The organism is Psychrobacter sp. NPDC078929 (genome assembly GCF_050267985.1).
Classification (GTDB): Bacteria; Pseudomonadota; Gammaproteobacteria; order Pseudomonadales; family Moraxellaceae; genus Psychrobacter.
Genome location: NZ_JBNNFX010000007.1, coordinates 80,588 through 104,317 on the forward strand (window position 1 = coordinate 80,588; position 23,730 = coordinate 104,317).

The window sequence follows — 23,730 nt, forward strand, 5'->3', positions numbered from 1 at the left end:
ACCTAATACTTGGGAAATCTTTACATTCACTCAGCAGCGGCCAAGACAATCTTGCCAAAAGCATCGCCTTTTTGTAGCTCATGGTGCGCTGCAACAACTTCTGAGAGTGGATAGGTTTTTTGAATTTTTAAAGTCAGCTTGCCATCGGCCACTTCCTGTAAAACACGCGCCATATCTTGACCACTACGCTGCGCTTTATAGCCTGCTACTGCTAAGTCTTTTCGCTGACCGGCTTCTTTGAGCTTATCAACCCAGATAGTTGGTAACACATTTACGCGGGCGCCTAATTTGAGCACGCTAAGCGCGCGGACACCTGCATCATTACCGACTAAATCAAGTAGCATATCGGCTTGTAGGTCAGGAAACGCTTCATCTTTGGTATAATCTATCCAACCTGCTAGCTTAGATACGTCTATCAACTCATCAAGCTTGGCGTACTTTTCTGGTGAGCAAATTACCGTCACCTTGATGTTATCTTGCGCCACTTTATTCATGAGCAATTGGATTAGTAAATGACCGACACCGCCTGCTGGTGCATTAATCACCACATGCTCTTCTGTTTTTATATCAGCAAAATCTACAAACTGTAGTGCCGTTTGTCCAATACAAGGCAAAGCACCTGCCTGCTCTAAGCTGACATTATCTGGTACTTTTGCAAGCAACTTGGCATCTACTGCCACATATTGCGCGTAGCCACCACCGGTAAAAGTCAAGGCCGCTACTCTATCGCCAACAGCAAACTCATCGCTATTGCTGCTGACTACTTCGCCTGATACATCGAATCCTAAAATAGCTGGCTGATCATTCTCAAACTTGTCTTTACGGATGTTTTCCGCACCCCAGCCTTTACCTTGGCGGGTTTTATAATCGACAGGGTTAATCCCAGCATAGGCAATTTTTACCAGTACTTGGTCGTCCTGTAGCTCAGGGACATCAGCACCATCTTGATATTTCATTACTTCCGGCTCACCGAACTCGCGTATGAGTACGGCGTGCTGAGTCTTAGGTATGTTGTGGTTAGCTTGTTGATTGTTATTAGTAGTAGACGCTGTTGCCATCGTAGAATATCCTTATATTTTGTTTATTAGGCTGTACTTGGTCTTCATTTTATTGAAACATTGTGCTGCAAATAGCACTTTCAATCGAGAGCATAATTAATCGATAATATGATCAATAAAGACAATTGTTCATATATCGATAGATTGCCAATATAATACATTTAGACGAATTATTATAGTTAGGTATTAGGGCAGCATCAGCTCTGCACTAATGGGCAGATGATCTGATAGCGATGACCAAGGTTTTCCAGTGTGTACCCAAGCATCCTTCACAAGCAAATTGCGCACGTAGATACGATCTAAGCTAAGTACTGGCAGTTTTGCGGGAAAGGTTGGCAACAGCTTGCCATGACAATGCTTGAACGCTTCTATCATACCGAGATCTGACGCCAGTTTGTCACAAGACATCTTTTTCCAATCATTAAAATCGCCTGCCAGGATAAGTGGTTGATCCGGCGCAATCTCATTTCGCACGTAATCACTAATCGCTTGATACTGCTTGATACGATCACGCTCAAATAAATTTAAATGTGCACACAATACGACAACTGGCATCTCCCAACCGATAGGCTGTACCTCACAGTGCAAGACACCGCGCTGCTCAAGCTTATTAACCGTAATATTTACATTGTGTTTGGGGTCTAGCGGAAAGCGGCTCAATACTGCATTGCCGTGGTGGCCGTTTTCGTATTCGGAGTTTTTACCGTAACTGTTTTGCAAATCTAAAAATTCGCCGAACCATTCATGCTGCGATTGATCTGGGTACTCGTTGTATTGCATATTGCGTTTAAGGTTTTGGCCTTGCACTTCTTGCAGGCACAAGACGTCTGAACCCACAGACTCTAGCGCCTGAGCAATACCTTGCATCTTCACTTGGCGATTCAGCGGTGACATGCCTTTGTGGATGTTGTAGCTGGTTAAAACAAAAGAGGTGGTAGTCATAGTTTGGTTAGTTGTACGCTCATTATTTATGGAGTAAAGATCAATAGCTCAGCTACGATAGCATCCATAGTGATTGTAATGACAGACATAAAAAGAGCACTGGCTCGTATTGAACCAATGCTCTCATAGTACACCTATGTATTATTAATGGCTAATTCATAAATGGCTGATTCATAAATGAACATCGCGCATAGGTGTCATCGTCAGATTAGTAGCGAGTTACTAGCGCTATTGGTTGATCTTCACCCATAATATCTTGTGGCATAAATACAGCTTCGCCGCCATTGTGAATGACGTGCTCGATGATTTCACCGATTGCATCATCTGTGATGCCTTCCGTAGCATCATTGGCAGGGCTTAACGTTTGTGCCTTTTCATCAATCTTAGCAGATTGTATATAGCCACGTCGTACATAAAGTGTCTCGCCAGCTCCTTGGAAAGCACTTCGATATACTTCCTGCAAGTCAGTCTGCAACATATTCGCACCGCGAGCTTTGTCGATTTCGCCCAATGCAGCTTTATGTAATGAGGTGCGATACTCTTCTACGGCTTCTTGCACGCTATCTACGATATGCTGAGCACTACCGTCTTCTAGATTGGTCGCATTCGATACTGTAGCGATGATGTTATCTGGACGATCACAGATTTCTTTATAGTAGCCAATATTTTTTGCATCACCAACTATAACAAGAGGCATTTTATGCTCGCCCCACAATTCTTGGACACTTTTATCAACTTGGTTAAAGAATTCTTTTAAGTGACTGCTTTCATTGTTTGATGAGCGATCTGAGCCACCGTCGCCTGTTGTGTATAGTCCGTTGTTTTCAACAGGGAACTGAATGTTCTCCATATTGTTTTGTGCATCATCATCTTTATCGAACTCTCTTACAACGCGGTCGTTAGACGCTTCAATCAAACGCGCATTATCACGAGTTAAGACCACCGTATAATAATGAACCGCACTTGCCATATCACGAACCAAGTCACGCGTAGCAAATCTATCTGAGATCACAACGCGTTCTGTTGTATCAATTGGCATACGAATGACTTGCACATCATCTGTACTAGCAAATATAGCTAAAGTATCAAGGTTATAATTGTGATTGAGCTCACTGATTTTATTTTGAATATTATCTAAAATGGTAGTCGCTGTGCGTTTATCGTACTCTTTTGTCAGACGATCTTCGGCAACTTTCAATTGATTTTTTAGAGCGATAGGATCTTGCTCATTGGCTGGATGTTCACGATGCGTTTTAACAAAGATACTTACTGCAGGATTCGCTTTAGTCTCACGTAAACTTTTAAGAGTCGCTTTCATATATTGCTCCTTGTTTTATTATCGTTCATTTTTAACTTTATGTATTTCTTTACTCATATATTTTTATGAGCTTAGAAATTTCTATCCGTGTTTTTCTTACATCTTATCGATGCATAATATTTAAATTCCATTATCTTGATGCTAACAGCTATACCCCACTCCCTGTAGGGTTAATTTGCAAGCAAATGATAGCGCTTTGTAAGTAGAGCACTCTATATTGTTAAAGAACTGCCTTAACGAACATAGCTACATATTCAGATAATTATCTTGAGAATTTGAATCTAAATACCAGAATCTCGACATCTACTTTCAGATTGCTAGCACTGTCCTAATTAGTTGAATCGTATATATAAAAGTGCTTAGGTTGTATTTTTACCAAACGAACCCATCTTTTATATAATCTATATATAAAATAAGAACACACTGTATATTTCAATAGTAGCCAGACTTTTCTCATTTTGATTAATAATAATTCATTGATATCGGATACCTATATGACACCTGCTCCTTTAGATTTACGCCTTGTCGATTTTGCCGACACTGCGCCACATACCTTACAAAATCAAGTGATTGACGCTATTGATGCTGCCAATGCTTTTTTAGATACCTTAACCGTGATAGAAAGCGACAGTGCTGAAAAAGCAAGTGCTGAAAAAATAAGCGCTGAACAAGCTTTGGCAGATGTGATGAGCTTTGACCATATCAATTTGGCTTTAGATCGTAGCTGGGGTATTTTGTCGCATCTCAATAGCGTGATGAGCAATGATGAGATTCGTCATGTTCACCATGAGCTGCTACCAAAACTATCTGCTTACGGTACGCGAGTTGGACAGCATCAGCCTTTGTTTAATCGCTATCAAACTATCGTCAATGACACAGATTTCTTTGCTACGTTAGAGCCTGCTCGTGCACGTGCAATCGAACTGGCATTACGTAGTTTTGAGTTATCAGGCGTTGCGTTACCTCAAGCTGAGCAAGAAAAGTTTGCCGCTATCCAAAGTGAGTTATCAACCCTGTCTGCAACCTTTTCGGACAATATCTTGGATGCGACACAAGCATTTGCCCTGCCTTTAGAAGATTCTCAGTTAAAGGGGTTAACAGAGAGCGGTCTGGCACTATTGGCAGATGCAGGCGAGCAATACAAAGCGCGTGAGCTTGCTAGCGATGCTCTTAGCCAAGCTGATGTAGATGCACTTCCTACTCCTTATTATGTGGCCAGTTTAAATATCCCTGTATATCTAGCGATCATGACTCATGCGGACGATCGCAGCCTGCGTGAGATGTTGTATCGTGCTTATGTTACGCGTGCTTCTGAGTTTGATACGCATACCAATGCAAAAGGAAACTCATTAAATAATGCTGACAATATGAGTCAAATACTCTCATTACGTGAGCAAAAAGCCAAGCTACTTGGTTTTGCAAATTATGCTGAAGTATCGCTATCGACCAAGATGGCAGATAGCGTCTTAGAAGTTGAAACATTCTTACGTGACTTAGCAACGCAAGCAACCCCTGCTGCCAAAGCAGATTTGGCACAGCTACAGAAATACGCAAGCGATTATGGCATTGACGAATTGCAACCGTGGGATAGCGCCTACATCGCTGAAAAAGTGAAACAAAGTGAGTTCAGTTTATCGCAAGAGGAAATTCGTCCATATTTCCCATTACCCAAAGTGATTAATGGCTTGTTCACTATCGTTGAGCGTCTATACGGTATCAAAGTACAAGAGCAAAGCCATAAAAATGCAGAAAGTGACTCAGTCTCTCGCTGGCATGACGATGTAAGCTTTTATCAATTATTCGATGCTGATGATCGCTTGCTCGGTGGCTTCTACTTTGACTTGTTTGCGCGTAGCGGTAAGCGTGGCGGTGCATGGATGAGTGGTTTTCAATCTCGCTATAACTACGAAGAACAGAACCATCAGCAGCTGCCCGTTTGCTTTATGGTTGGTAATTTCACGCCAGCACTTGATGGCAAACCTAGTTTATTGACCCATGATGAAGTATTAACCTTATTCCACGAGTTTGGTCATGGGTTACATCATTTATTAACCCAAGTGACGGTGGGTGATGTCGCTGGCGTCAATGGCGTCGAGTGGGATGCGGTCGAACTTCCTAGTCAGTTTATGGAAAACTGGGCTTGGGACGCTGAAGGTATCGCGCTTATCAGTAGTCACGTTGAGACTGGTGAGCCATTACCTAAAGACAAACTTGATGCACTATTAGCAGTGAAAAATTTCCAAAGCGGCATGCAGACGCTGCGTCAGATTGAGTTTGCTCTATTTGACTTACTCATTCATGCTCATACGCCAGCGCTTAATTACGATGGTATTTTAGAGACGCTCAATACTGTCCGTAATGATATCTCCGTTATGCAAACGCCTGACTATAACCGTTTTGCTAATGGTTTTAGTCATATCTTCGCGGGTGGTTATGCTGCAGGTTATTACTCATATAAATGGGCGGAACTGCTATCAGCTGATGCGTTTAGTAAGTTTGAAGAAGACGGTATTTTCAACCCAGCGACAGGCAAAGCGTTCCGTGAGTCCATCTTATCTGTTGGCGGTAGTTTCCCAGCGAAGACCAACTTTGAAAATTTCCGCGGTCGTACCGCCAGTATCGACGCCTTGCTACGTCATAATGGTTTCACTGATGCTAAAAATATCGATGCCGCAAATACTCAAACGACGCGCGAGGTCATTTAAATGCGTTATCAGTCATCTAGTCCTAAGCGCCGATTCTTAGCAGGGGTACGTTGTCCGAAATGTCAGGAGATGGATGCTGTGGTGCAAGTCAATATCGTCACCCCTGCCCCAGATGAGTATATTGAATGTACTCAGTGCGGACACACAGAGCATCGCCCTGACCCTGATGCCATTAGTGCTAAGAACCATTTAGAAGATCAGATGGCTCGTGATGCGATGGCAACTGGCACCAGCGGCACTGTAAAATTTAAGCCTTAGCTATCTAGCACTTACACTTGAAACTAGATTAAATACTTTATTATTTAACGGTCTATTAAGCCTATCTATCGATAGATAGGCTTTTTATTTTGAGTTTGCTATAGTATGGCTACTTATATTCTTGACATGAATCGATCATAATATGAAACCAGACAATATCCGGCCTTCATCCACCCACACTTCTAAGAAGAAACAGACTAAATCACGTCAGAAAATTTTGGTAGTACTTATCTCCATATTGCTACTTATTATCATTGTCTACCTTATCGTAGGAAGGACTGGCACTCAATCCACACTCCCTGTAGATAACGCCACTTCAGCACCAGTAACTGACCAAGCACAGACAGAATTAGCCAAAGACAGCACTTCGGAATTAATAGATGACTCTGTGATTAACGATGGTGTGCTCATGGATGAAAACTCTGAAGCAGCCAATAATGACAATAACGCGATACCAAATCCTACTGCTATATTAGATGCGCCTCTACCAGAAAATGACAGCTTGGCTAAAGAAGAGATTGATCGTTTAGAAGATGAGCGTCAGCGACTGGCCGAACAAGAAAAGTTAGCCGCTGAACAAGTGGCTATGAATAAGCAGTTGACTGATATGAAGGCAGAACAAATTGCGCTACTCGAACAACAAATTGCTCAGTTAGAAGCAAACGACTCTAATAAAGCGACGGTTCAATAACCGTATACTTGATTTGGTTATAGAGAGGCTTACGATGGCGATTTTGCAATTCACACATGCCTCTATTTTAAATAGCAATGCACAGCTGCTTGTTTTACCTGTCAACAATACTGGTATCGTTTTAGATCCTGTACTCACACGAGCGAAAACTCTATTTCCTGATAACTATAGTCGCTATCATCGTGCATGCCGCGATGGTAGTCTGAATGTTGGTAGCTGCTTACTTAATAAGCGTACACGTGAGCAGGTCGGACTTGGTATCAGTAGTAACGGTAACCAGCCAAACTATATTGCCAACCTTGTGATATCAAACCATCCTTATCATCCAGCGCGCACACGTTGGCTGACTGCTGCCTTGATTGATTTGCAACAGCAAATAATGCCGCTTATACGTTACCAAGGCATACGCAGAGTTGCATTGCTTGCGCGGCCACTTATCTCAGGCAGACCACGTGATATCGTATCCAGTGAAAGCACTACAGTAGATACCCTGCCTTTAGACTGGCATGCTGATACTTTGCCATTACTAACTGAGTACTTACAAGACCTACCAAAACTTCGTATCGATATACACCTGCCTAAAAGCATTGAGTTATAAATGGCCTTTTAGCTAGCCAGTCATCATCTTTTTGGACACATAAAAAAACCGCCTTGAATACTCATAACGAGCATTTCAAGGCGGTTTTTTCTTATTTAAACCACATCAGATATTGAGTATTAGTTCTGCTCAACACCTTTCATAGTTAGTTTGATACGACCACGGTTGTCAACGTCTTGTACAAGTACTTTAACGACCTGACCTTCTTTTAGGTAGTCTGACACATTCTCTACGCGCTCTTCTGCGATTTGTGAAATATGTACTAGACCATCCGTGTTTGGCAAGACATTTACAAATGCACCGAAGTCGACGATACGAGCAACGGTACCTTCATAAGTTTTACCAACTTCAACTTCAGCAGTTAGTGCTTCGATTTTACCGATAGCTGCCTTGGTCGCTGCTTTGTTTTCACCAAAGATACGGATAGTACCTGCATCATCAATATCGATAACCGCGCCAGTTTCTTCCGTTAGCTGACGGATAGTTGCGCCGCCTTTACCGATAACGTCACGAATCTTGTCCGGGTTGATTTCGATAACCGCGTAGTTTGGTGCATGAGCATTGATTTCAGTACGGCTCTCAGGCAATACTTGGTTCATTGCTTCTAGGATATGGATACGACCTGCATGAGCTTGTTTAAGTGCTTGCTCCATGATGTCAGGTGTAATACCTTCGATTTTGATATCCATCTGAAGTGCAGTGATACCATTTTTAGAACCGGCTACTTTAAAGTCCATATCACCTAGATGATCTTCATCACCTAAGATATCTGACAATACAGCAAAACGATCGCCTTCTTTAACCAGACCCATCGCGATACCAGCAACTGGTGCTTTTAAAGGTACGCCTGCGTCCATCAATGCCAGACTTGCACCACAAACAGAAGCCATAGAAGATGAACCGTTAGATTCAGTGATTTCTGATACCACACGAATCACATACGGGAAACGCTCACTATCTGGTAACATTGCTTGTACACCACGGCGCGCTAAACGACCATGACCGATTTCACGACGTTTTGGAATACCTTCACGGCCCGTTTCACCAACTGAGAAATGCGGGAAGTTGTAATGCAGCATGAAATGGTCACGAATCGTACCACCTAGTGAGTCAATCATGTTGACGTCACGGCTGTTACCAAGTGTGGTAGTAACCAATGCCTGCGTCTCACCACGTGTGAACAATGCTGAACCATGCGTATATGGCAATACACCAACTTGTACGTCAAGCGCACGAACTGTCTCAGGGTCACGACCATCGATACGCGGCTTACCTGACAAGATGTTGTCACGAACAGTACGATATTTAAGGTCGTTATAGATTTCTTTAAGCTCAGATACGGTATCAGCATAAGTTTCTGACTCAGCATCACCAGCAAGTGCATCAATAATTGATTGCTTAATTTCATCAAGCTTCGTGTAACGTGCTTGCTTATCAGTAATGGTATAAGCGTCAGCAACTTGCTCGCCGAACTGCTCTTTCATGCTACTGGTAAGTGCTTGATCACGCTCAGGAGCAGAATATTGCTGCTTAGCAGTGCCAATTTCTTCAGCCATTGAAGCAATGTTATCAATAACGATTTGTTGTTGCTGATGGCCGTACAATACTGCACCTAACATCTGGTCTTCTGACAGCTCTGCCGCTTCAGACTCAACCATCAATACCGCAGACTTAGTACCAGCCACAACCAAGTCTAGATCACTGGTTTCAAGCTGCTCAGATGTTGGGTTTAGAACGTATTCGCCGTTAATGAAACCAACACGAGCGGCAGCAACAGGACCATTAAATGGCGCATCAGAGATAGCCAATGCTGCTGAGGCACCGATTAGTGCAGCGATATCTGCAGACTGAGTTTTATCTGATGATACAACTGTTGCGGTGATTTGGATTTCGTTTACGTAGCCTTCTGGGAATAGCGGACGAATCGGACGGTCAATCAAGCGTGAAGTTAAGGTTTCAAATTCGCTCGCACGGCCTTCGCGTTTGCCGTAAGCACCTGGGATTTTACCCGCTGCATACATTTTTTCTTGATAATTAACCGTTAGCGGAAAGAAGTTTTGACCTTCTTTAGCTTCTGATTTTACGACTGCTGCAACTAATACTGTTACGCCGCCCATATGTACTAAAATAGAGTTTGCTTGACGGGCAATACGGCCTGTCTCGATAACAACCTGCTGGTTGCCATATTGAAATTCACGCTTAATGGTGTTGAACATTGTCATATAATCTTCCTAATGTTGACTGACAAAACTGATATCAGCGTCAAAAAGAGCTGATATCTGTCATTAAAATTCTGTGTATATGGCTATCAGTTGACATGTTTTCTATTAAAAATCATCGCAACCAATGCCAATAACGTTACTTGGTTATCTCATATATTTGTCTGAGTTAGACATCGTACTATTATGTATATTCGGTCGTGCAATTTTGGCTTTACTATAAATACTATCAAAAAGACATTAAGTCAAAAGACTTCGATGCTAAAAACCCTATAGGCTATTTTCTGAACTTTCAAATATCAGCTATCTGCGCTGATTACCAAGCCAAATAATAAATATTATATCAATAATCGCCATATCTGTAGCAGATGCGCTATCAAACTCACAAGGCATTATTTTACAGTGATTTATAGCCATTGACCAATTAATTGCACAGTAGCGCAATTATCGTCAGGAAATACCGTACTTGAGACTTGGTTAGTACAGTTTGTACCAATATCCCTCTTAACGATTCTATAGAAGGAGTTATAGCTCTTACTATTTGAACACGGTATCTAAAACGAATAAGCATAAAAAAACGGCGTGAAACTATTCCACACCGTTTTTAGAAAAATCTATTTTATCGATAACAACAAACAAGTTCCAAGCGATTTAGCAAAAAATTCAGCATCCACTCGTACTATTGTCGTTAGATTAACGACGTAGACCTAACTGGCTGATTAGAGTAGTGTAACGACCAAGGTCTTTACCTTTTAAGTAATCAAGCAGTTTACGACGCGTGTTAACCATACGGATAAGACCGCGACGGCTATGATGGTCAGCTTTGTGTGCTTTAAAGTGGTTCTGCAAATCATTGATACGAGCACTCAACAAAGCTACTTGAACTTCTGGGGAACCAGTGTCATTTTCGCCACGTTGGTATTGAGCGATGATTTGTTCACGATCGGTATTAGTTAGCATAAATATCTCCGGCAATGCTAAAAACTTTAAATACAGGCTGCAATTTGAGTCAGTATTAAAGCAATAGAATAATAAATAAAATAACCTGTACGCCATTCAGGACAACCCTGCATTACTAGAGTTGACCTAGTGTACGACAAGCTCAGTTAACAACCATTTAGTACGTTTTGAATCGTACATTGTATTTAGCTATAGCACTACTTAATCAAAGTAATGGGCTAACTACAGTACATCATCCAAAACCTAATTTAAATGTGGGGGTAATTATAACAAAAAACTGCTGAACTAGCAGCAGTTTTTCATAATACTTGTAAAGCGACATTTAATTTCTAGTAACTAATATCCTACAGATAACTAGCTATTAACATCCTACCTAAGCAGACTACTCATTAACATCAGATTCTTTTGCATTGCCGCCTAGTTCATCATCTTCAAGAGGCGCGGCAGTAGTCACTTCTGCTAGACTGTCTGGGGCAGTATGCTCGCTTGGATTGATTTCTTCTGCAAGCTTTTCAATCTCTTTTTCTTGCTCGTCCATATTGTTCGGTGAATTACTCATATTAGCTCCTGAATTATTATTTTGTGGACTAACTGTAGTTGCACTCATCGATCATAAGACGTGCAAACTATAAACGTATTAATGCCACCCTACTACAGGTGGCATATTAAAAACTTACTTGTCTTCTTTCGCGTTTTCTAAATTAGCTGCGATACGTTCTGCTGCTGCTTCGCTATTTTCATTGTGATTGTCTTCAGTTTGACCTTTAAGTGCTGCTTCTGCTGAATCAGAACGTTGTTGCTCAAGCTTAGTATCGTTTGGGTTAGAGTTTGACATAGTATCTTCCTTAGTTATGGTTATAAATGTTAGTTATAAAAATTTGAAATTTAATAGTACTTAATTAACTGAAATTGTTTAGTTAGAATTCAAAATTCTAAGATAAAGCTTTGTCTATGGCATCAACAAAATTGGGTATATCATCTGGGTTGCGCGAAGTAATAAGATTACCATCTACTTGTACTGTCTTATCTACGTAGTTCGCTCCAGCATTTTCTAAATCTAGTTGCAACGTAGGGTAAGCGGTAAGGGTTTTGCCTTTAGCAATACCTGTGTTGACGAGAACCCAAGGAGCATGACAAATAACAGCTAATGGCTTTCCTGCTTCATTAATAGCATTGATAATTTGATGAGCCTTTTCGTTACCACGAATAGTATCAGCGTTGACAGTACCACCTGGTAACACCAATGCATCATACTCAGAAACGTTGGCATCTTCTGCAAAGATATCAGCAGTAAAAGTATCACTCTTATTTACGTCTTGCTGCATGGCTTGCACTTCTTTTTTATCATTTGTTGTTATGAGAAGTGTTTTGTAGCCTTTGTCTTTTAGCTGATTATTAACGTCTTCGTACTCTGCTTGTTCGAAGTGGTTATGCAGTAAAAAAGCGATCGTTTTCATAACTTTCCTTCTTCTTATCTATTAGTTTTTGTGAGCCAGTATATTTTTATAATATTATTATTCGGTAGTACATTTTCCTTTGAACTATTTTATTTTTATTAAAATGCATCCTTTCCGCATTGACTTTACTTTTAATTGGCTATTATTTTAATTATTAACTTTATAGCAATTTTTTATTTTTGTAATATTTATCCGTTTTATTTTTTAACTCAGCATTCCCTATCTGATGAATCCAGAGTACAAAAAAAACAGGTTTCACCATAGGCGAAACCTGCAATAAAATGTGACGGTATGTGATTAGTGTAAACTATTAGTAAATCAGGCCAATGTTAGGTGGTATTTTATCTATTTAAGTAACATTGATGAAAACGTTACTATTAGCGCTGAATCAATTTCTTAGGTTGTAAACGTCCGTTTAAGCTCACAGATCCCAAACCAAGAAACTCTCCCTGCTCATTGAGTAGACGTATATCAACTGGAATTTCGTGCTCTAGGAGCTGAGGCACATCAAGATCAGTATCAGTTTTACCATTGGTACTAGCGTTATCATCAACACTAACAGAGCTATTATTAGATAGTTGGTTAGAAACCATATTAGCAACATAATCTTTGAGCTTACCTGTCAGCTCATCAAATACGTTTAGGCGCTGCCCCATATGTACGCGGGCGCATTGCTCCTCTGTCAGCGTCAGTTCAGCATCGATATCAATACAAGCATCGATAGTCAGCAGCCAAGACTGACGCTCCTCTAAACCATGCTCTTCTAATGATGATAAAGCGATCGCATCATCAATGCTGAAGTTCCCTACTTGTGTACGACGTAATGCCGTCAAATGTCCTAGCGTACCTAGCTGCTTTGCAATATCTTCCGCTAATACACGTACGTAAGTACCTTTAGTACAAGTAACCGTTAGATTAATCTGGGTATTATCTATCATCTGTAGATTGATTGCTTTAATCGTAATATCTCTAGGTGGTCTATCAACCTCAATGCCAGCGCGAGCATATTCATACAGTTTTTTACCATCTTTTTTTAGCGCTGAATACATCGGTGGTATTTGCTGCTGAGCACCTAAAAACTGCTGTGCAATAGTCACTAATGAGGCTTCATCAAACTCTGGGATAGAAGCCTTCGTTACGATTTGGCCATCAGCATCACCAGTATCGGTTTGACTACCTAGCAAGATAGTCGCTTGATAAGATTTATCAGCATCCAGTTGATAATGGCTAAACTTGGTGGCCTCACCCAGGCAAATAGGCAACAGGCCAGTTGCCATCGGATCAAGCGTTCCTGTATGTCCTGCCTTTTTACTATCGTGTATCGGTGATTTAAATAAATACTTCACTTTTGACACGACTTGCTGCGAGGTCATACCTTTGGGTTTATCCACCAATATGACACCTGAAACTTTTACTTTTTCAGGTACTTTATTGGCTTTTTTATCAACTTGCTTAGACGCTATAGACATAATAATAATTTACTCGTCATTCTCGTTTTGCTCAGTTTTAGTCACGGCCTTGCTAATCAAGTCCATCATGTAGTTACCACGAGCCGTTACTTCATCGTAATGAAAACGTAGGCGCGGCGTAGTACGTGTCTTTAAGCTATGGCTTAATTCCGTACGCAAAAACCCTGCCGCTTTATTCAATACTTTGATGCTTTCTTCATGATTGGTCTTGTTCATAGCATCATTGAGCTCAGGCTCCATGATAGTGACATAGACATCTGCATAGCCTAAATCTGGGCTAACTTTGACACTGGAGATTGTGACAAAACCAGTCAAACGAGGATCATTGACTTCATCGCGAATAAGAACAGCAAGCTCACGCTGAATCTGATCCGACAATCTTTGTAAACGTTGGTTCATGTTGTTACCTTACTTTAATGGGCTTATTTTATTACTGTATAAGTCTGCTGATTAATAGATGTTGCACTGATATGTGCTAAAAAAGGCCTAGCAGGATGTACCTGTTAGGCCTAAGTACAGCTGAATATTAGCAAAGTATCTAAACAGCTCAGCGGATTACGCATATTGCATTGATACATACTCTGCTATCGAACAGCAGCTTTAGATAGTACGTGCGAACTCTTGGATTTCAAAGACTTCGATCTTATCGCCAGCTTCAACATCATAGCCACGAACGGCCAGACCACATTCCATACCAGTACGTACTTCATTAACGTCTTCTTTATAACGACGCAATGATTGCAATTGACCAGTAAAGATAACTTGATCATCACGCAATACGCGGATAGGTTTGTTGCGATAAATTGTACCTTCAACCACCATACAACCAGCAGCAGCACCGAACTTACTAGAACGGAATACTTCACGAACGTCTGCGACACCAAGGATTTTCTCACGATGTTCAGGAGCAAGCATACCGCTCATTGCTGATTTAACATCATCGATCAAACCATAGATTACGCTATAGTAGCGAATATCCATGTTAGCAGTGTCTGCTTTGCGACGTGCGGTAGCATCTGCACGAACGTTAAAGCCTAAAAGTACCGCTTCACTAGATTCGGCAAGGGTTACGTCAGACTCAGAGATAGGACCAACGCCTGAACTGATAACTCTGACTTTTACTTCGTCAGTAGACAATTCATTTAGGGCAGCTAGTAGTGCTTCAAGTGAACCACGTACGTCTGTTTTTAGTACGATATTCAAGAATGACACATCGCCTTGGCCCATCTGATCAAACATGCTTTCCAAACGCATCGCATTTTGACGTTCGAGTTGACGCTCACGCTCACGGTTGGTTCTAAAGTCCGCAACTTCACGAGCTTTTTTCTCATCCGTTACAACTAGGAACTCACTACCAGCAGCAGGTGTTTCAGGCAGACCTAAAATCTCTACAGGGATAGAAGGACCAGCTGACTTGATACGTTGGCCATGCTCGTCAGTCAATGCACGAACTTTACCATAATGCTCACCAGCTAGAACCAAGTCGCCTTGTTTCAATGTACCTTTTTTCACTAGGACACTAACGACAGGACCACGACCTTTTTCAAGTCTCGATTCAATAACCACACCCTGAGCAGCACCGTCTAATGGTGCTTCTAGTTCCATTAACTCAGCTTGTAAGCTAATGAACTCTAGCAAGTCTTCGATACCTTCGCCTGTTTTGGCTGAGATACGAGCCATTGGTGTATCGCCACCCCATTCTTCCGAAACAACTTCTTTCGTCGTTAATTCATTAAGAACACGGTCAGGATCGGCGCCCGGCTTATCCATTTTGTTGATAGCAACAATAATCGGCGTACCAGCTGCACGTGCATGATCAATCGCTTCTGCTGTTTGTGGCATCATGCCATCATCAGCTGCAACAACCAATACAACGATATCAGTCGCTTGAGCACCACGTGAACGCATTGCGCTAAACGCTGCGTGACCTGGAGTATCAAGGAAAGTAATAACACCGCGATCAGTTTTTACATGGTAAGCACCGATATGCTGTGTAATGCCGCCCGCTTCACCATTCGCAACTTTCGTTTCACGAATTTTATCTAGTAGTGAGGTCTTACCATGATCGACGTGACCCATAATAGTCACTACTGGTGGACGAGTCTGGATATTACTACTACGCTCATCAACTGCGTACTGTAAGTCATCTTCGACTTTAGTATCACTAACTGGTACTGGGTTGTGACCCATTTCTTCAACAAGCAAGCTTGCGGTTGCTTGATCAATCGTATCTGACTCACGAGCCATTTCACCCATTTTCATAAGTAATTTGGTTACTTCGCGAGCTTTAACCGCCATACGCTGAGCAAGATCGGCAACTGAAATTTGCTCACTAATCTCGACATCATAGACGATTTTTTCGACAGGTTTTTCAAACTTATGCTGTGATGCTTGAGTTGAACGCAAACCGTTTTTGCGGTTTTTGATTTCGCGCTCATCTTGGTTCTTACGACGACGACCACGAGTACCAGTACTGTTCGAACCACGTTTGATTTCGCGACGCTCTTTTTCGAAAGACTCTTCTAGTGCATCACCGACCAAACCTTCAGCCAATGGTTCATCTTTACGTACTTCAGTAACAGGTTCACGATCTGTATATTTACCAGCCATTTTACGCATTTGCTCAAGTGTACGCTTTTGCGCTTCTTCAGCTTGTGTGCGGCGGGTTTCTAATTCGATTTCACGCAGACGCGCTTCTTCTTTTTCACGAGTCTCGCGAGCTTTACGCTCAGCAGCAGTTTCAACTTTAGGCTTAGTTGCAGCAACTTTCTTTTTCGGCTGTTCTTTAGGCTTAACTTCAGCCGTCGCTTTACCGCCTTTTTTGACAACAACTGATGTAGAAATATCATCATTCTTGTCGTCTGATTTTTTGCTAGATCCTAAGCTTGCGCGCATTGCTGCTAGCGTTGCTGCTTGACGCTCTTCCGCTTTTTTCTTAGTAGCGGCGCGTTCTTCAGCTTCTTTTGCTGCACGTTCTTGAGATTCAATTAGAGCCTGCTCACGAGCGGCTAGCTCTTCAGCCATTTTTTCTGGATCAGGCTTTTCGAATACTTTCTTTTTACGCACTTCTACGTTGACGCTCTTAGATTTACCAGAAGAGCCGGTCACACGTGCAGTACTGGTCGTCTTAGATTTAAGACTAATACGACGCTTTTCTTGTTGACCATGACTTTGCTTTAAATACGTCACCAGCTTTTCTTGCTCAAGCTCGGTGACTAGGTCATCCTCTGCGCGAGCAGGCAGGCCAGCATCTACTAATTGCTGCTTTACAGCATCTGTAGTTTTGCCTACCATTTCTGCCAGTTCTTTGACGGTCTTATCTGCCATTTATTATCACCTACTGTCTATTATTTGCTATATGTTCAATTCAGTTGTTGGCTACAAATGATTGGGTTAAGGCTGATACCTATAAATAGATATCAGCGCTTTATTCTCAATAGCATATCACCAAAAGACAGCGATATGCAGTTACCGCTTATTCATCGAACCAAGATTCCCGAGCTTTCATGATGAGTTTTCCTGCAGTTTCAGAGTCTAATCCTTCGATATCTTCTAGATCGAAGACGGCTTGTTCTGCCAAGTCATCAACAGTAATGATGTCTTTTTGCGCCATTTTATAAGCCCAACTGACTGTCATACCTTCAAGCTCTTGAAGCTCTTGACTTGGCTCTTTCATGTTCTGTTGTTTGACCAGTTCATCAGCGATGACAACTTCTTTAGCACGCTCTTGAATCATATCAATCGCTTCATCGTCTAGACCTTCGATATCATAGAAAGTCTCAACTGGTACATAGGCAACTTCTTCGATACTGGTAAAACCAATATCAACCAATGCCTGTGCTAAATCTTTATCTACTTCTAGGCGCTCATAGAATAATTCAATAAACGCTTTTGATTCGTTTTGTTGACGTTGCTGATACTCTTCTTCGAGCATCATATTCAGCTTATAGCCCGTCAATTCAGACGCTAGACGTACGTTTTGACCTTGTGAGCCAATGGCACGCGCCAACTGATCATTGGTGCTAAAGATAATATCTGCTGTTTGCGTATCTTCATCTAAAATGATACTGCTTACGTCAGCAGGCTCTAGAGAGCTAATGATAAACTGGGCAGGATCATCTGACCATACCACGACATCAATACGTTCACCGTCTAACTCTTGCTGCACTGCTTGGATACGTGTACCACGCATACCAATACAGGCACCAACTGGATCGATACGATGATCGTTGGTCTTCACAGCTATTTTAGCACGAGTACCTGGCAGACGAGCGACGTTACGAATTTCGATAATTTGTTCTGCAATCTCAGGCACTTCTTTTTGCATCAATGCTGATAGCATTTCAGGATGCGTGCGAGATAACAGTAACTGCGCACCGCGGTTTTCACGATTTACATGGTACAAGATAGCGTTAATGCGCGATTTTGCACGTAATTGTTCGCGTGGTAACATTTGATCGCGTGACAAATAACCTTCAGCATTGTCACCTAAATCGATGATATAGCCATCACGAGTCTGTTTTTTGACTTCGCCATACATCATCTCACCAACACGCGGCTCGAAAGCGTCTGCAACTAGTGCACGCTCAGCTTCACGAATCTTTTGGATAATAACCTGTTTGGCTTGTGTAGCAGCAATACGACCAAATTCGATTGATTCAATTTGCTCTTCTTTAATATCACCAATTGACCATTCTTCTTGATCAAGATCGGTGATAGCTAGCTGACAAGCTGGCATTTCATGGTCTTCATCTGCAACCACTGTCCAGTAACGATAAGTATCGTAATCGCCAGTTGCACGGTCGATTGCTACCCGTACAGCCACTTCTGGCTGCTCGGTATATACTTTTTTCTTAGTCGATACCACCAAAGCGTCTTCAATTGCTTCAAAGATATCTTCAGGATTTAAGCCCTTTTCATTACTGACAGTTTCTACTACCGTTAAGATTTCACGACTCATGCTATACCTGTCCTATCATTTTTTAATTGACTTAAATTTTATAATTTGGGTGCTGCTATTATATAGTTGCTATAAGCCACATAAGCTATTGGAAGATAAAACTGTCTATTTATAAACAGTTACCCTAGTAAAAATCTAGGCATCTTCATAAATCAAATTGGCTTTATCAATATTACTTAATGCGATCTCAAACTGCTCGCCATCACTTGACGTCAGTTTTAAAGAGTTTTCATCAATACTATCTAAAGTACCCGTGGCTTTACGACGTTTTTGATCGCCTGTACCGATGGCTTGAATCAGACGTAAGCTAACAGTTTGACCAACATACGCATGCATTTGCTCATCTGAGAAAAACGCACGATCAAAACCAGGTGAAGATACTTCTAAGATGTACTCACCAGCGATAGGATCATGAACTTCCAAGATACCGCTTACTTGGTGATTTACTGCCGCGCAGTCTTCAATCGTTACTTGTTTATCTTGGGCTTGCTCTTCTGGCAATGCCTCAATATAGATACGTAGTAAAGAGCGACGACCTTGTGGCGCAAACTCGATACCCCATAGTGATACATCACAAGCGGCCACAGCAGGGGCAATAATATTAGTCAGTTCTGCAACTTTAGTCGAAAGCTTCATAATCTCTTTGTATTTTCCTATTCACTTATCTATCGTACTTAATAAACCGTATTAAAGATTGACTCTTATCTATATATAGCAATCTTATAATGATCAGAATCACGGTCAGTATATAATTTTAAATCACAAATATATGATACATATTGTGCATTTATATAGGGACGAGCGTAAAAAACATCAAGCTCGGCCAAACAATGCTTTTATTATTTATAAAGCACTACTATCGATAAAAGTATGAGGAATAAAAGATAGTGTTGCTTAAGAAGCATCGTGCCGGTATCGGCCGATGATGACCAGTGACGAGTAATATCGTACTCTATAGACTTAGAGCTTAGCATAAGTAGGATAGATACCGCGATAACACTGACCTTCAGATACAAAAAAACCCACAAACATAATGGTGGGCTAATCGGTACTGACAAATTTAGTGTACAAAACATCAGTATAAAAAGTGGTAGCGGGGGCTGGATTTGAACCAACGACCTTCGGGTTATGAGCCCGACGAGCTACCAGACTGCTCCACCCCGCATCAATCTAGAACGCATATTATAGGGAGGTTCTGTAGAAGTGTCAATACTTTTTTTAAATTAATTATAAAATAAGTATTATCTGCTAAAAATCCAACCTGACGCTATGCTACGTCTGTAAAACTTGGTGCGATTGGGGGGACTTGAACCCCCACAGCTTTCGCCACCACCCCCTCAAGATGGCGTGTCTACCATTCCACCACAATCGCATTGTACTGCTCTGTCTCTATCGTCCAGTCTATAATCAATGATGCTTAAGGTAGGCACCTATAGAACAGGAGTTGCGAAAACAGGAAAGCATTGTAAATCTAACCTACCAAAATAGCAAGCGCTGCCTACTTAAAAGAGGGTTACTCAGGATTTTGAGTCAATGGACGCGGCGTTTGCGGTGCTGAAACTGGCGCATCTAGACGAAACTGATCTTCTGCTTGCTTACGAGCATGAACAGCAAGTGTCATACTCGTAATAAAAAATATGACCGTTAGCACTGCCGTAGCACGCGTCAAGAAATTAGCAGTACCGGCTGCGCCAAATACTGTACCTGATGAGCCGGCACCAAAAGAAGCCCCAGCATCTGCCCCTTTACCATGCTGTATCAAAATCAAGCCGATCATGGCAATGGCCACGATAATATGCAGGGCTAATATAAACGTAAACATGGTGGCCTCTTTTGCCGCGTAATGACGACTGATAACGGAAAATAAAACGTAAAGTTAATAAAAATAATGACTAGCATCTCATGATGCCAAATCGATTATATAAATAAGGCGCATTGTACACGATTGCAAGGGTACTGTTAAACCTACTTTTACCAACTGATAAAACCATACTGTCTATCAGCTATGATACTGATATCTGAGCATTATTTATTTGATTCAGCATTCGCTTGACTAAAAGCATCAGCGATCGCTAAGAAGCTATCTGCTTTTAATGAGGCCCCGCCCACTAATGCACCATCAATCATAGCGTCGGAAGCAAAGCTATTGGCATTATCAGCATTAACACTACCGCCATACAACACGGTAATCGTATCTGTTGTATCAGCAAAGCTTGCAACCGTTTGCTTAATATACTGATGAGTCTCACTCACTTCTGCCACAGTAGGCACTTTACCTGTACCAATCGCCCATACAGGTTCGTAAGCGATGAGCAGATTTTCAGATAACGATAATGCCAAATCTGGCTGTTGAGTCAGCAAGTCTTTAATAACTGAGAGTTGCTCATTGATAACGTCGAGTGTTTGACCATTGTCATACTGTTCTTGTGTTTCGCCGATACAAAACACCACGCCTAAGTTCTGAGAAAACGCATGAGACAATTTGCTTATCAGGCATTCATGAGACTCTTTGTGATATTGACGACGCTCAGAGTGGCCAAGTAGCGTCCAAGTAGCACCTGCATCTGCTACCTGCTGTGCTGAGCAGTCACCCGTATAGGCTCCTGTACTTGCACTATAAGTACTAACGTCCTGTGCTGCGCAAAGTATTGAGCTACCTGCTAGACGCGTACTCACTGTACTTAAATGAACACAACTTGGCGCTACCATTAATTTACAGCGGTTTTTTGACGCCTGTAAGTTGGCTTGTTCTTCAGTATTAACTTTAGTCAATAAGTCGTCCAACAGTGCATTGACAGCACTGTTAGTCGCAGGATTCTGTTTCCAATTGCCAATTACCCAAGCTTGCATACTTATTTACCTTGTCTCATGTATTCATGCCAATTCGGCTAATATGCGCGTCAGTATAACAAATAATTCGTAAGTGCTATAGTAGCGTGCCACCATGAGCAGAATCACTTCTGTAAACTTATCTATAGATAGTGCATCAATAGACCATTATTTTTACGAGCTAGTCGTCTAATGGTATATATAAATTTTTCAAACTAAAGTAAAGTTCTATACTATAGAGTTGATGAAATACAGAGTTTATAAAATCAAATATTATTGCTAGCTATATATATAGATACGCAGGTAGATAAGATAAACAAAGCAATATAGTTCAAGCGAGTTATCGACTAGCAACGACAAGTATATAACGTCTAATACCAAGCAGTTCTACAGAATATTTTGTATCAAAGGAGAGGTTACAATGTCTATCGCAACCAGTAAGTACGGCGGTCTAGCGCAGCAACTGATTAGCGACGGTGTCGTTAGCGAAGCGAACATGAAGACGGCACAAATTGAATCGCAACAGCAGCAAATAGGACTGGTACCTTATCTGGTAGACAATAAACTGGCCGATGCTTATTTACTTGCCCAAATGCTATCCCAAGCTTTCGGTGACCCTCTATTTGATCTTGATGCATTAAACGTTGATGTTATTCCAAAAGACTTGGTTGATGAAAAAATCGTTCGCAAGTTTAATGCTTTACCACTCTTTAAACGAGGACAACGTCTATTTGTCGCACTAAGTGATCCCACACGTGTTGATGCCATTGATGCGATTGCCTTTAATTCTCGACTGTCGATAGAAACCATTGTTGTCGAAGAAAATAAGCTTAAAAAGCGTATTGAAAGTGCATATGCAGATACGATGCAAAGCTTTGATAGCTTCTCTGATAGTGATTTAAATGTTGGCTTTGAAGACGGTGATGAAGATAAAGAGGATGGCGAAACTCAGCTGAACGACGGCGTCGATGAAGCACCTGTCGTAAAATTCGTCAATAAAATGCTAGTCGATGCTATCCGTATGGGTGCTTCTGATTTACATTTCGAGCCATACGAAAAATCTTTTAGAGTACGATTTCGTGTCGATGGCGTCATGCAAAAAATGGCCAGCCCACCTGTTCAACTTGCGAATAAAATTGCAGCACGTCTAAAGGTCATGTCGCAAATGGATATCTCAGAACGCCGGGTACCGCAAGATGGGCGTATTAAACTAAAAATTTCTAAAAATAAAGCGATTGATTTCCGGGTAAACTCATTACCGACGTTATTCGGTGAAAAACTTGTTTTGCGTATCCTTGATCCATCCTCAGCCATGTTAGGTATTGATGCATTGGGGTATGAACCAGATCAGCAGGAAATGTTTTTAGAGGCATTACACAAACCACAAGGCATGTTGCTTATCACTGGTCCTACTGGTTCTGGTAAGACGGTCTCCCTTTACACTGGTATCAACATCTTGAATACTGGCGCAACCAATATTTCAACGGCTGAAGATCCAGTTGAAATTAACCTTGAAGGAATTAACCAGGTCAACGTTAATGCCAAAGTTGGTCTAACGTTTGCCAATGCGCTCAAGTCTTTTTTACGTCAAGATCCTGATATTGTCATGGTTGGTGAGATTCGTGATCTTGAGACTGCTGAGATCGCGATTAAAGCGGCGCAGACAGGTCATATGGTTCTTTCTACTTTGCATACTAACTCGGCACCTGAAACATTAACGCGTCTACGTAACATGGGTGTAGCCTCTTTCAATATTGCCACATCAGTTAATTTAGTTATTGCTCAACGATTGGCACGACGTCTCTGTAAGAACTGTAAAAAACCTATTAGCATACCGCGTCAGAGCTTATTAGAGATTGGTTTTACTGATACTGATCTGGATAACACTGATAATGTTATTTATGAACCAGTCGGCTGTAATGAATGCCGTGAAGGTTATAAAGGTCGTGTGGGCATCTATGAAGTGATGAAAGTCAGCCCTGATATTTCACGCATTATTATGGAAGATGGTAATGCAATAGACATCAAAGACGCTGCTATTAAAAACGGGTTCCGCGACCTACGTCGTTCTGGAATTTTAAAGGTGTTGCAAGGTGTCACCAGTATTCAAGAGATGATGCGAGTAACTTCTGAATGATAAGTAAAAATTATAGAAGATGTACGATGCGTTTTTTTATTCGGTGGTGTATCAAAAAGTATGCTAGCGATAAAAGTCAATAAGAAATCTATGCTAAGTTCCCTGATTCTATAGGGCTTTAAAGGCTTC

Annotated in this window: 20 protein-coding genes and 2 tRNA genes; 5 read left to right on the forward strand and 17 right to left on the reverse strand. The window is 41.4% G+C overall.

Translation table 11 applies throughout. The annotated features are described in order from the left end of the window. Positions 1 to 26: 26 nt before the first annotated feature. The 3 genes from ACQKCG_RS05745 to ACQKCG_RS05755 all read right to left on the reverse strand — a co-directional run bounded on the left by ACQKCG_RS05745 (position 27) and on the right by ACQKCG_RS05755 (position 3,318). On the reverse strand, positions 27 to 1,058 hold the full coding sequence (locus tag ACQKCG_RS05745) for an NADP-dependent oxidoreductase (RefSeq protein WP_134292266.1): 1,032 nt from the start codon (positions 1,056 to 1,058) through the stop codon (positions 27 to 29). A gap of 186 nt (positions 1,059 to 1,244) precedes the next feature. Beyond that, positions 1,245 to 2,000, reverse strand: a complete 756-nt coding sequence (locus ACQKCG_RS05750) for an endonuclease/exonuclease/phosphatase family protein (RefSeq protein WP_102078254.1) — start codon at positions 1,998 to 2,000, stop codon at positions 1,245 to 1,247. Positions 2,001 to 2,208: 208 nt separating this feature from the next. Continuing rightward, the gene (locus tag ACQKCG_RS05755) at positions 2,209 to 3,318 is read right to left on the reverse strand and encodes a hypothetical protein (protein WP_134292265.1); all 1,110 of its coding nucleotides are present in this window, start codon (positions 3,316 to 3,318) and stop codon (positions 2,209 to 2,211) included. Positions 3,319 to 3,812: 494 nt separating this feature from the next. Here ACQKCG_RS05755 and ACQKCG_RS05760 point away from each other — a divergent pair, with 494 nt between their 5' ends. The 4 genes from ACQKCG_RS05760 to ACQKCG_RS05775 all read left to right on the forward strand — a co-directional run bounded on the left by ACQKCG_RS05760 (position 3,813) and on the right by ACQKCG_RS05775 (position 7,570). Then, on the forward strand, positions 3,813 to 6,023 hold the full coding sequence (locus ACQKCG_RS05760; RefSeq protein WP_134292264.1) for a M3 family metallopeptidase: 2,211 nt from the start codon (positions 3,813 to 3,815) through the stop codon (positions 6,021 to 6,023). Further along, positions 6,024 to 6,281 (forward strand): YheV family putative metal-binding protein, encoded by a 258-nt coding sequence (locus tag ACQKCG_RS05765; protein WP_134292263.1) that lies wholly within the window; start codon positions 6,024 to 6,026, stop codon positions 6,279 to 6,281. It abuts the gene before it with no gap. 142 nt (positions 6,282 to 6,423) lie between these two features. Then, positions 6,424 to 6,972, forward strand: a complete 549-nt coding sequence (locus ACQKCG_RS05770) for a hypothetical protein (RefSeq protein WP_134292262.1) — start codon at positions 6,424 to 6,426, stop codon at positions 6,970 to 6,972. A gap of 34 nt (positions 6,973 to 7,006) precedes the next feature. Further along, complete coding sequence (locus ACQKCG_RS05775; protein ID WP_134292261.1) at positions 7,007 to 7,570, forward strand: hypothetical protein; 564 nt, start codon at positions 7,007 to 7,009, stop codon at positions 7,568 to 7,570. A 119-nt stretch (positions 7,571 to 7,689) separates the two neighbouring features. Here ACQKCG_RS05775 and pnp read toward each other — a convergent pair whose 3' ends face one another. From pnp to tpiA, 14 genes are all read right to left on the reverse strand, one after another. Next, entirely contained in the window at positions 7,690 to 9,792 is a 2,103-nt protein-coding gene (pnp, locus tag ACQKCG_RS05780) for a polyribonucleotide nucleotidyltransferase (protein WP_101204658.1), read from the reverse strand. Between the two features lie 690 nt (positions 9,793 to 10,482). Further along, positions 10,483 to 10,749, reverse strand: a complete 267-nt coding sequence (gene rpsO, locus ACQKCG_RS05785; protein ID WP_045443035.1) for a 30S ribosomal protein S15 — start codon at positions 10,747 to 10,749, stop codon at positions 10,483 to 10,485. A gap of 382 nt (positions 10,750 to 11,131) precedes the next feature. Further along, positions 11,132 to 11,308, reverse strand: coding sequence for a hypothetical protein (locus tag ACQKCG_RS05790; protein WP_166739221.1), 177 nt, complete (start codon positions 11,306 to 11,308; stop codon positions 11,132 to 11,134). A gap of 114 nt (positions 11,309 to 11,422) precedes the next feature. After that, a complete protein-coding gene (locus ACQKCG_RS05795; protein WP_166739220.1) occupies positions 11,423 to 11,584 on the reverse strand; it encodes a hypothetical protein in 162 nt (53 codons plus the stop codon). 97 nt (positions 11,585 to 11,681) lie between these two features. Continuing rightward, positions 11,682 to 12,206, reverse strand: coding sequence for a type 1 glutamine amidotransferase domain-containing protein (locus ACQKCG_RS05800; protein WP_134292260.1), 525 nt, complete (start codon positions 12,204 to 12,206; stop codon positions 11,682 to 11,684). 377 nt (positions 12,207 to 12,583) lie between these two features. Next, positions 12,584 to 13,675 carry a tRNA pseudouridine(55) synthase TruB gene (gene truB, locus ACQKCG_RS05805; RefSeq protein WP_134292259.1) on the reverse strand — a complete coding sequence of 364 codons (1,092 nt, stop codon included), beginning with the start codon at positions 13,673 to 13,675 and terminating at the stop codon, positions 12,584 to 12,586. 9 nt (positions 13,676 to 13,684) lie between these two features. Next, positions 13,685 to 14,074 carry a ribosome-binding factor A gene (locus ACQKCG_RS05810; protein ID WP_102078739.1) on the reverse strand — a complete coding sequence of 130 codons (390 nt, stop codon included), beginning with the start codon at positions 14,072 to 14,074 and terminating at the stop codon, positions 13,685 to 13,687. A 201-nt stretch (positions 14,075 to 14,275) separates the two neighbouring features. Next, positions 14,276 to 17,002 (reverse strand): translation initiation factor IF-2, encoded by a 2,727-nt coding sequence (gene infB / locus ACQKCG_RS05815; protein ID WP_057757754.1) that lies wholly within the window; start codon positions 17,000 to 17,002, stop codon positions 14,276 to 14,278. Positions 17,003 to 17,150: 148 nt separating this feature from the next. Beyond that, on the reverse strand, positions 17,151 to 18,635 hold the full coding sequence (nusA, locus tag ACQKCG_RS05820; RefSeq protein ID WP_057757751.1) for a transcription termination factor NusA: 1,485 nt from the start codon (positions 18,633 to 18,635) through the stop codon (positions 17,151 to 17,153). Positions 18,636 to 18,770: 135 nt separating this feature from the next. Continuing rightward, entirely contained in the window at positions 18,771 to 19,271 is a 501-nt protein-coding gene (gene rimP, locus ACQKCG_RS05825) for a ribosome maturation factor RimP (RefSeq protein ID WP_057757748.1), read from the reverse strand. A gap of 452 nt (positions 19,272 to 19,723) precedes the next feature. Then, positions 19,724 to 19,800 (reverse strand) — tRNA-Met (locus ACQKCG_RS05830). Positions 19,801 to 19,923: 123 nt separating this feature from the next. Continuing rightward, positions 19,924 to 20,007: transfer RNA gene (locus ACQKCG_RS05835), tRNA-Leu, on the reverse strand. 141 nt (positions 20,008 to 20,148) lie between these two features. Next, the gene (gene secG / locus ACQKCG_RS05840; RefSeq protein ID WP_021814138.1) at positions 20,149 to 20,457 is read right to left on the reverse strand and encodes a preprotein translocase subunit SecG; all 309 of its coding nucleotides are present in this window, start codon (positions 20,455 to 20,457) and stop codon (positions 20,149 to 20,151) included. Positions 20,458 to 20,660: 203 nt separating this feature from the next. Then, on the reverse strand, positions 20,661 to 21,485 hold the full coding sequence (gene tpiA / locus ACQKCG_RS05845; protein WP_134292258.1) for a triose-phosphate isomerase: 825 nt from the start codon (positions 21,483 to 21,485) through the stop codon (positions 20,661 to 20,663). A gap of 400 nt (positions 21,486 to 21,885) precedes the next feature. Between tpiA and pilB the strand changes: the two genes are divergently transcribed. Further along, positions 21,886 to 23,601: a type IV-A pilus assembly ATPase PilB gene (gene pilB, locus ACQKCG_RS05850; protein WP_134292257.1), complete on the forward strand. Its 1,716-nt coding sequence runs from the start codon at positions 21,886 to 21,888 to the stop codon at positions 23,599 to 23,601. Positions 23,602 to 23,730 lie beyond the last annotated feature (129 nt).

Excerpts from the sequence above, each read along its gene's own strand:
- tpiA (WP_134292258.1), bottom strand. The coding sequence starts at position 21,485 with ATGCAAGCTTGGGTAATTGGCAATTGGAAACAGAATCCTGCGACTAAC.
- rimP (WP_057757748.1), bottom strand. The coding sequence starts at position 19,271 with ATGAAGCTTTCGACTAAAGTTGCAGAACTGACTAATATTATTGCCCCT.
- ACQKCG_RS05760 (WP_134292264.1), top strand. The coding sequence starts at position 3,813 with ATGACACCTGCTCCTTTAGATTTACGCCTTGTCGATTTTGCCGACACT.
- ACQKCG_RS05770 (WP_134292262.1), top strand. The coding sequence starts at position 6,424 with ATGAAACCAGACAATATCCGGCCTTCATCCACCCACACTTCTAAGAAG.
- nusA (WP_057757751.1), bottom strand. The coding sequence starts at position 18,635 with ATGAGTCGTGAAATCTTAACGGTAGTAGAAACTGTCAGTAATGAAAAG.
- secG (WP_021814138.1), bottom strand. The coding sequence starts at position 20,457 with ATGTTTACGTTTATATTAGCCCTGCATATTATCGTGGCCATTGCCATG.
- ACQKCG_RS05795 (WP_166739220.1), bottom strand. The coding sequence starts at position 11,584 with ATGTCAAACTCTAACCCAAACGATACTAAGCTTGAGCAACAACGTTCT.
- truB (WP_134292259.1), bottom strand. The coding sequence starts at position 13,675 with ATGTCTATAGCGTCTAAGCAAGTTGATAAAAAAGCCAATAAAGTACCT.
- ACQKCG_RS05750 (WP_102078254.1), bottom strand. The coding sequence starts at position 2,000 with ATGACTACCACCTCTTTTGTTTTAACCAGCTACAACATCCACAAAGGC.
- pnp (WP_101204658.1), bottom strand. The coding sequence starts at position 9,792 with ATGACAATGTTCAACACCATTAAGCGTGAATTTCAATATGGCAACCAG.
- ACQKCG_RS05810 (WP_102078739.1), bottom strand. The coding sequence starts at position 14,074 with ATGAACCAACGTTTACAAAGATTGTCGGATCAGATTCAGCGTGAGCTT.
- ACQKCG_RS05775 (WP_134292261.1), top strand. The coding sequence starts at position 7,007 with ATGGCGATTTTGCAATTCACACATGCCTCTATTTTAAATAGCAATGCA.
- ACQKCG_RS05755 (WP_134292265.1), bottom strand. The coding sequence starts at position 3,318 with ATGAAAGCGACTCTTAAAAGTTTACGTGAGACTAAAGCGAATCCTGCA.
- ACQKCG_RS05765 (WP_134292263.1), top strand. The coding sequence starts at position 6,024 with ATGCGTTATCAGTCATCTAGTCCTAAGCGCCGATTCTTAGCAGGGGTA.
- ACQKCG_RS05745 (WP_134292266.1), bottom strand. The coding sequence starts at position 1,058 with ATGGCAACAGCGTCTACTACTAATAACAATCAACAAGCTAACCACAAC.
- ACQKCG_RS05790 (WP_166739221.1), bottom strand. The coding sequence starts at position 11,308 with ATGAGTAATTCACCGAACAATATGGACGAGCAAGAAAAAGAGATTGAA.
- ACQKCG_RS05800 (WP_134292260.1), bottom strand. The coding sequence starts at position 12,206 with ATGAAAACGATCGCTTTTTTACTGCATAACCACTTCGAACAAGCAGAG.
- pilB (WP_134292257.1), top strand. The coding sequence starts at position 21,886 with ATGTCTATCGCAACCAGTAAGTACGGCGGTCTAGCGCAGCAACTGATT.
- infB (WP_057757754.1), bottom strand. The coding sequence starts at position 17,002 with ATGGCAGATAAGACCGTCAAAGAACTGGCAGAAATGGTAGGCAAAACT.
- rpsO (WP_045443035.1), bottom strand. The coding sequence starts at position 10,749 with ATGCTAACTAATACCGATCGTGAACAAATCATCGCTCAATACCAACGT.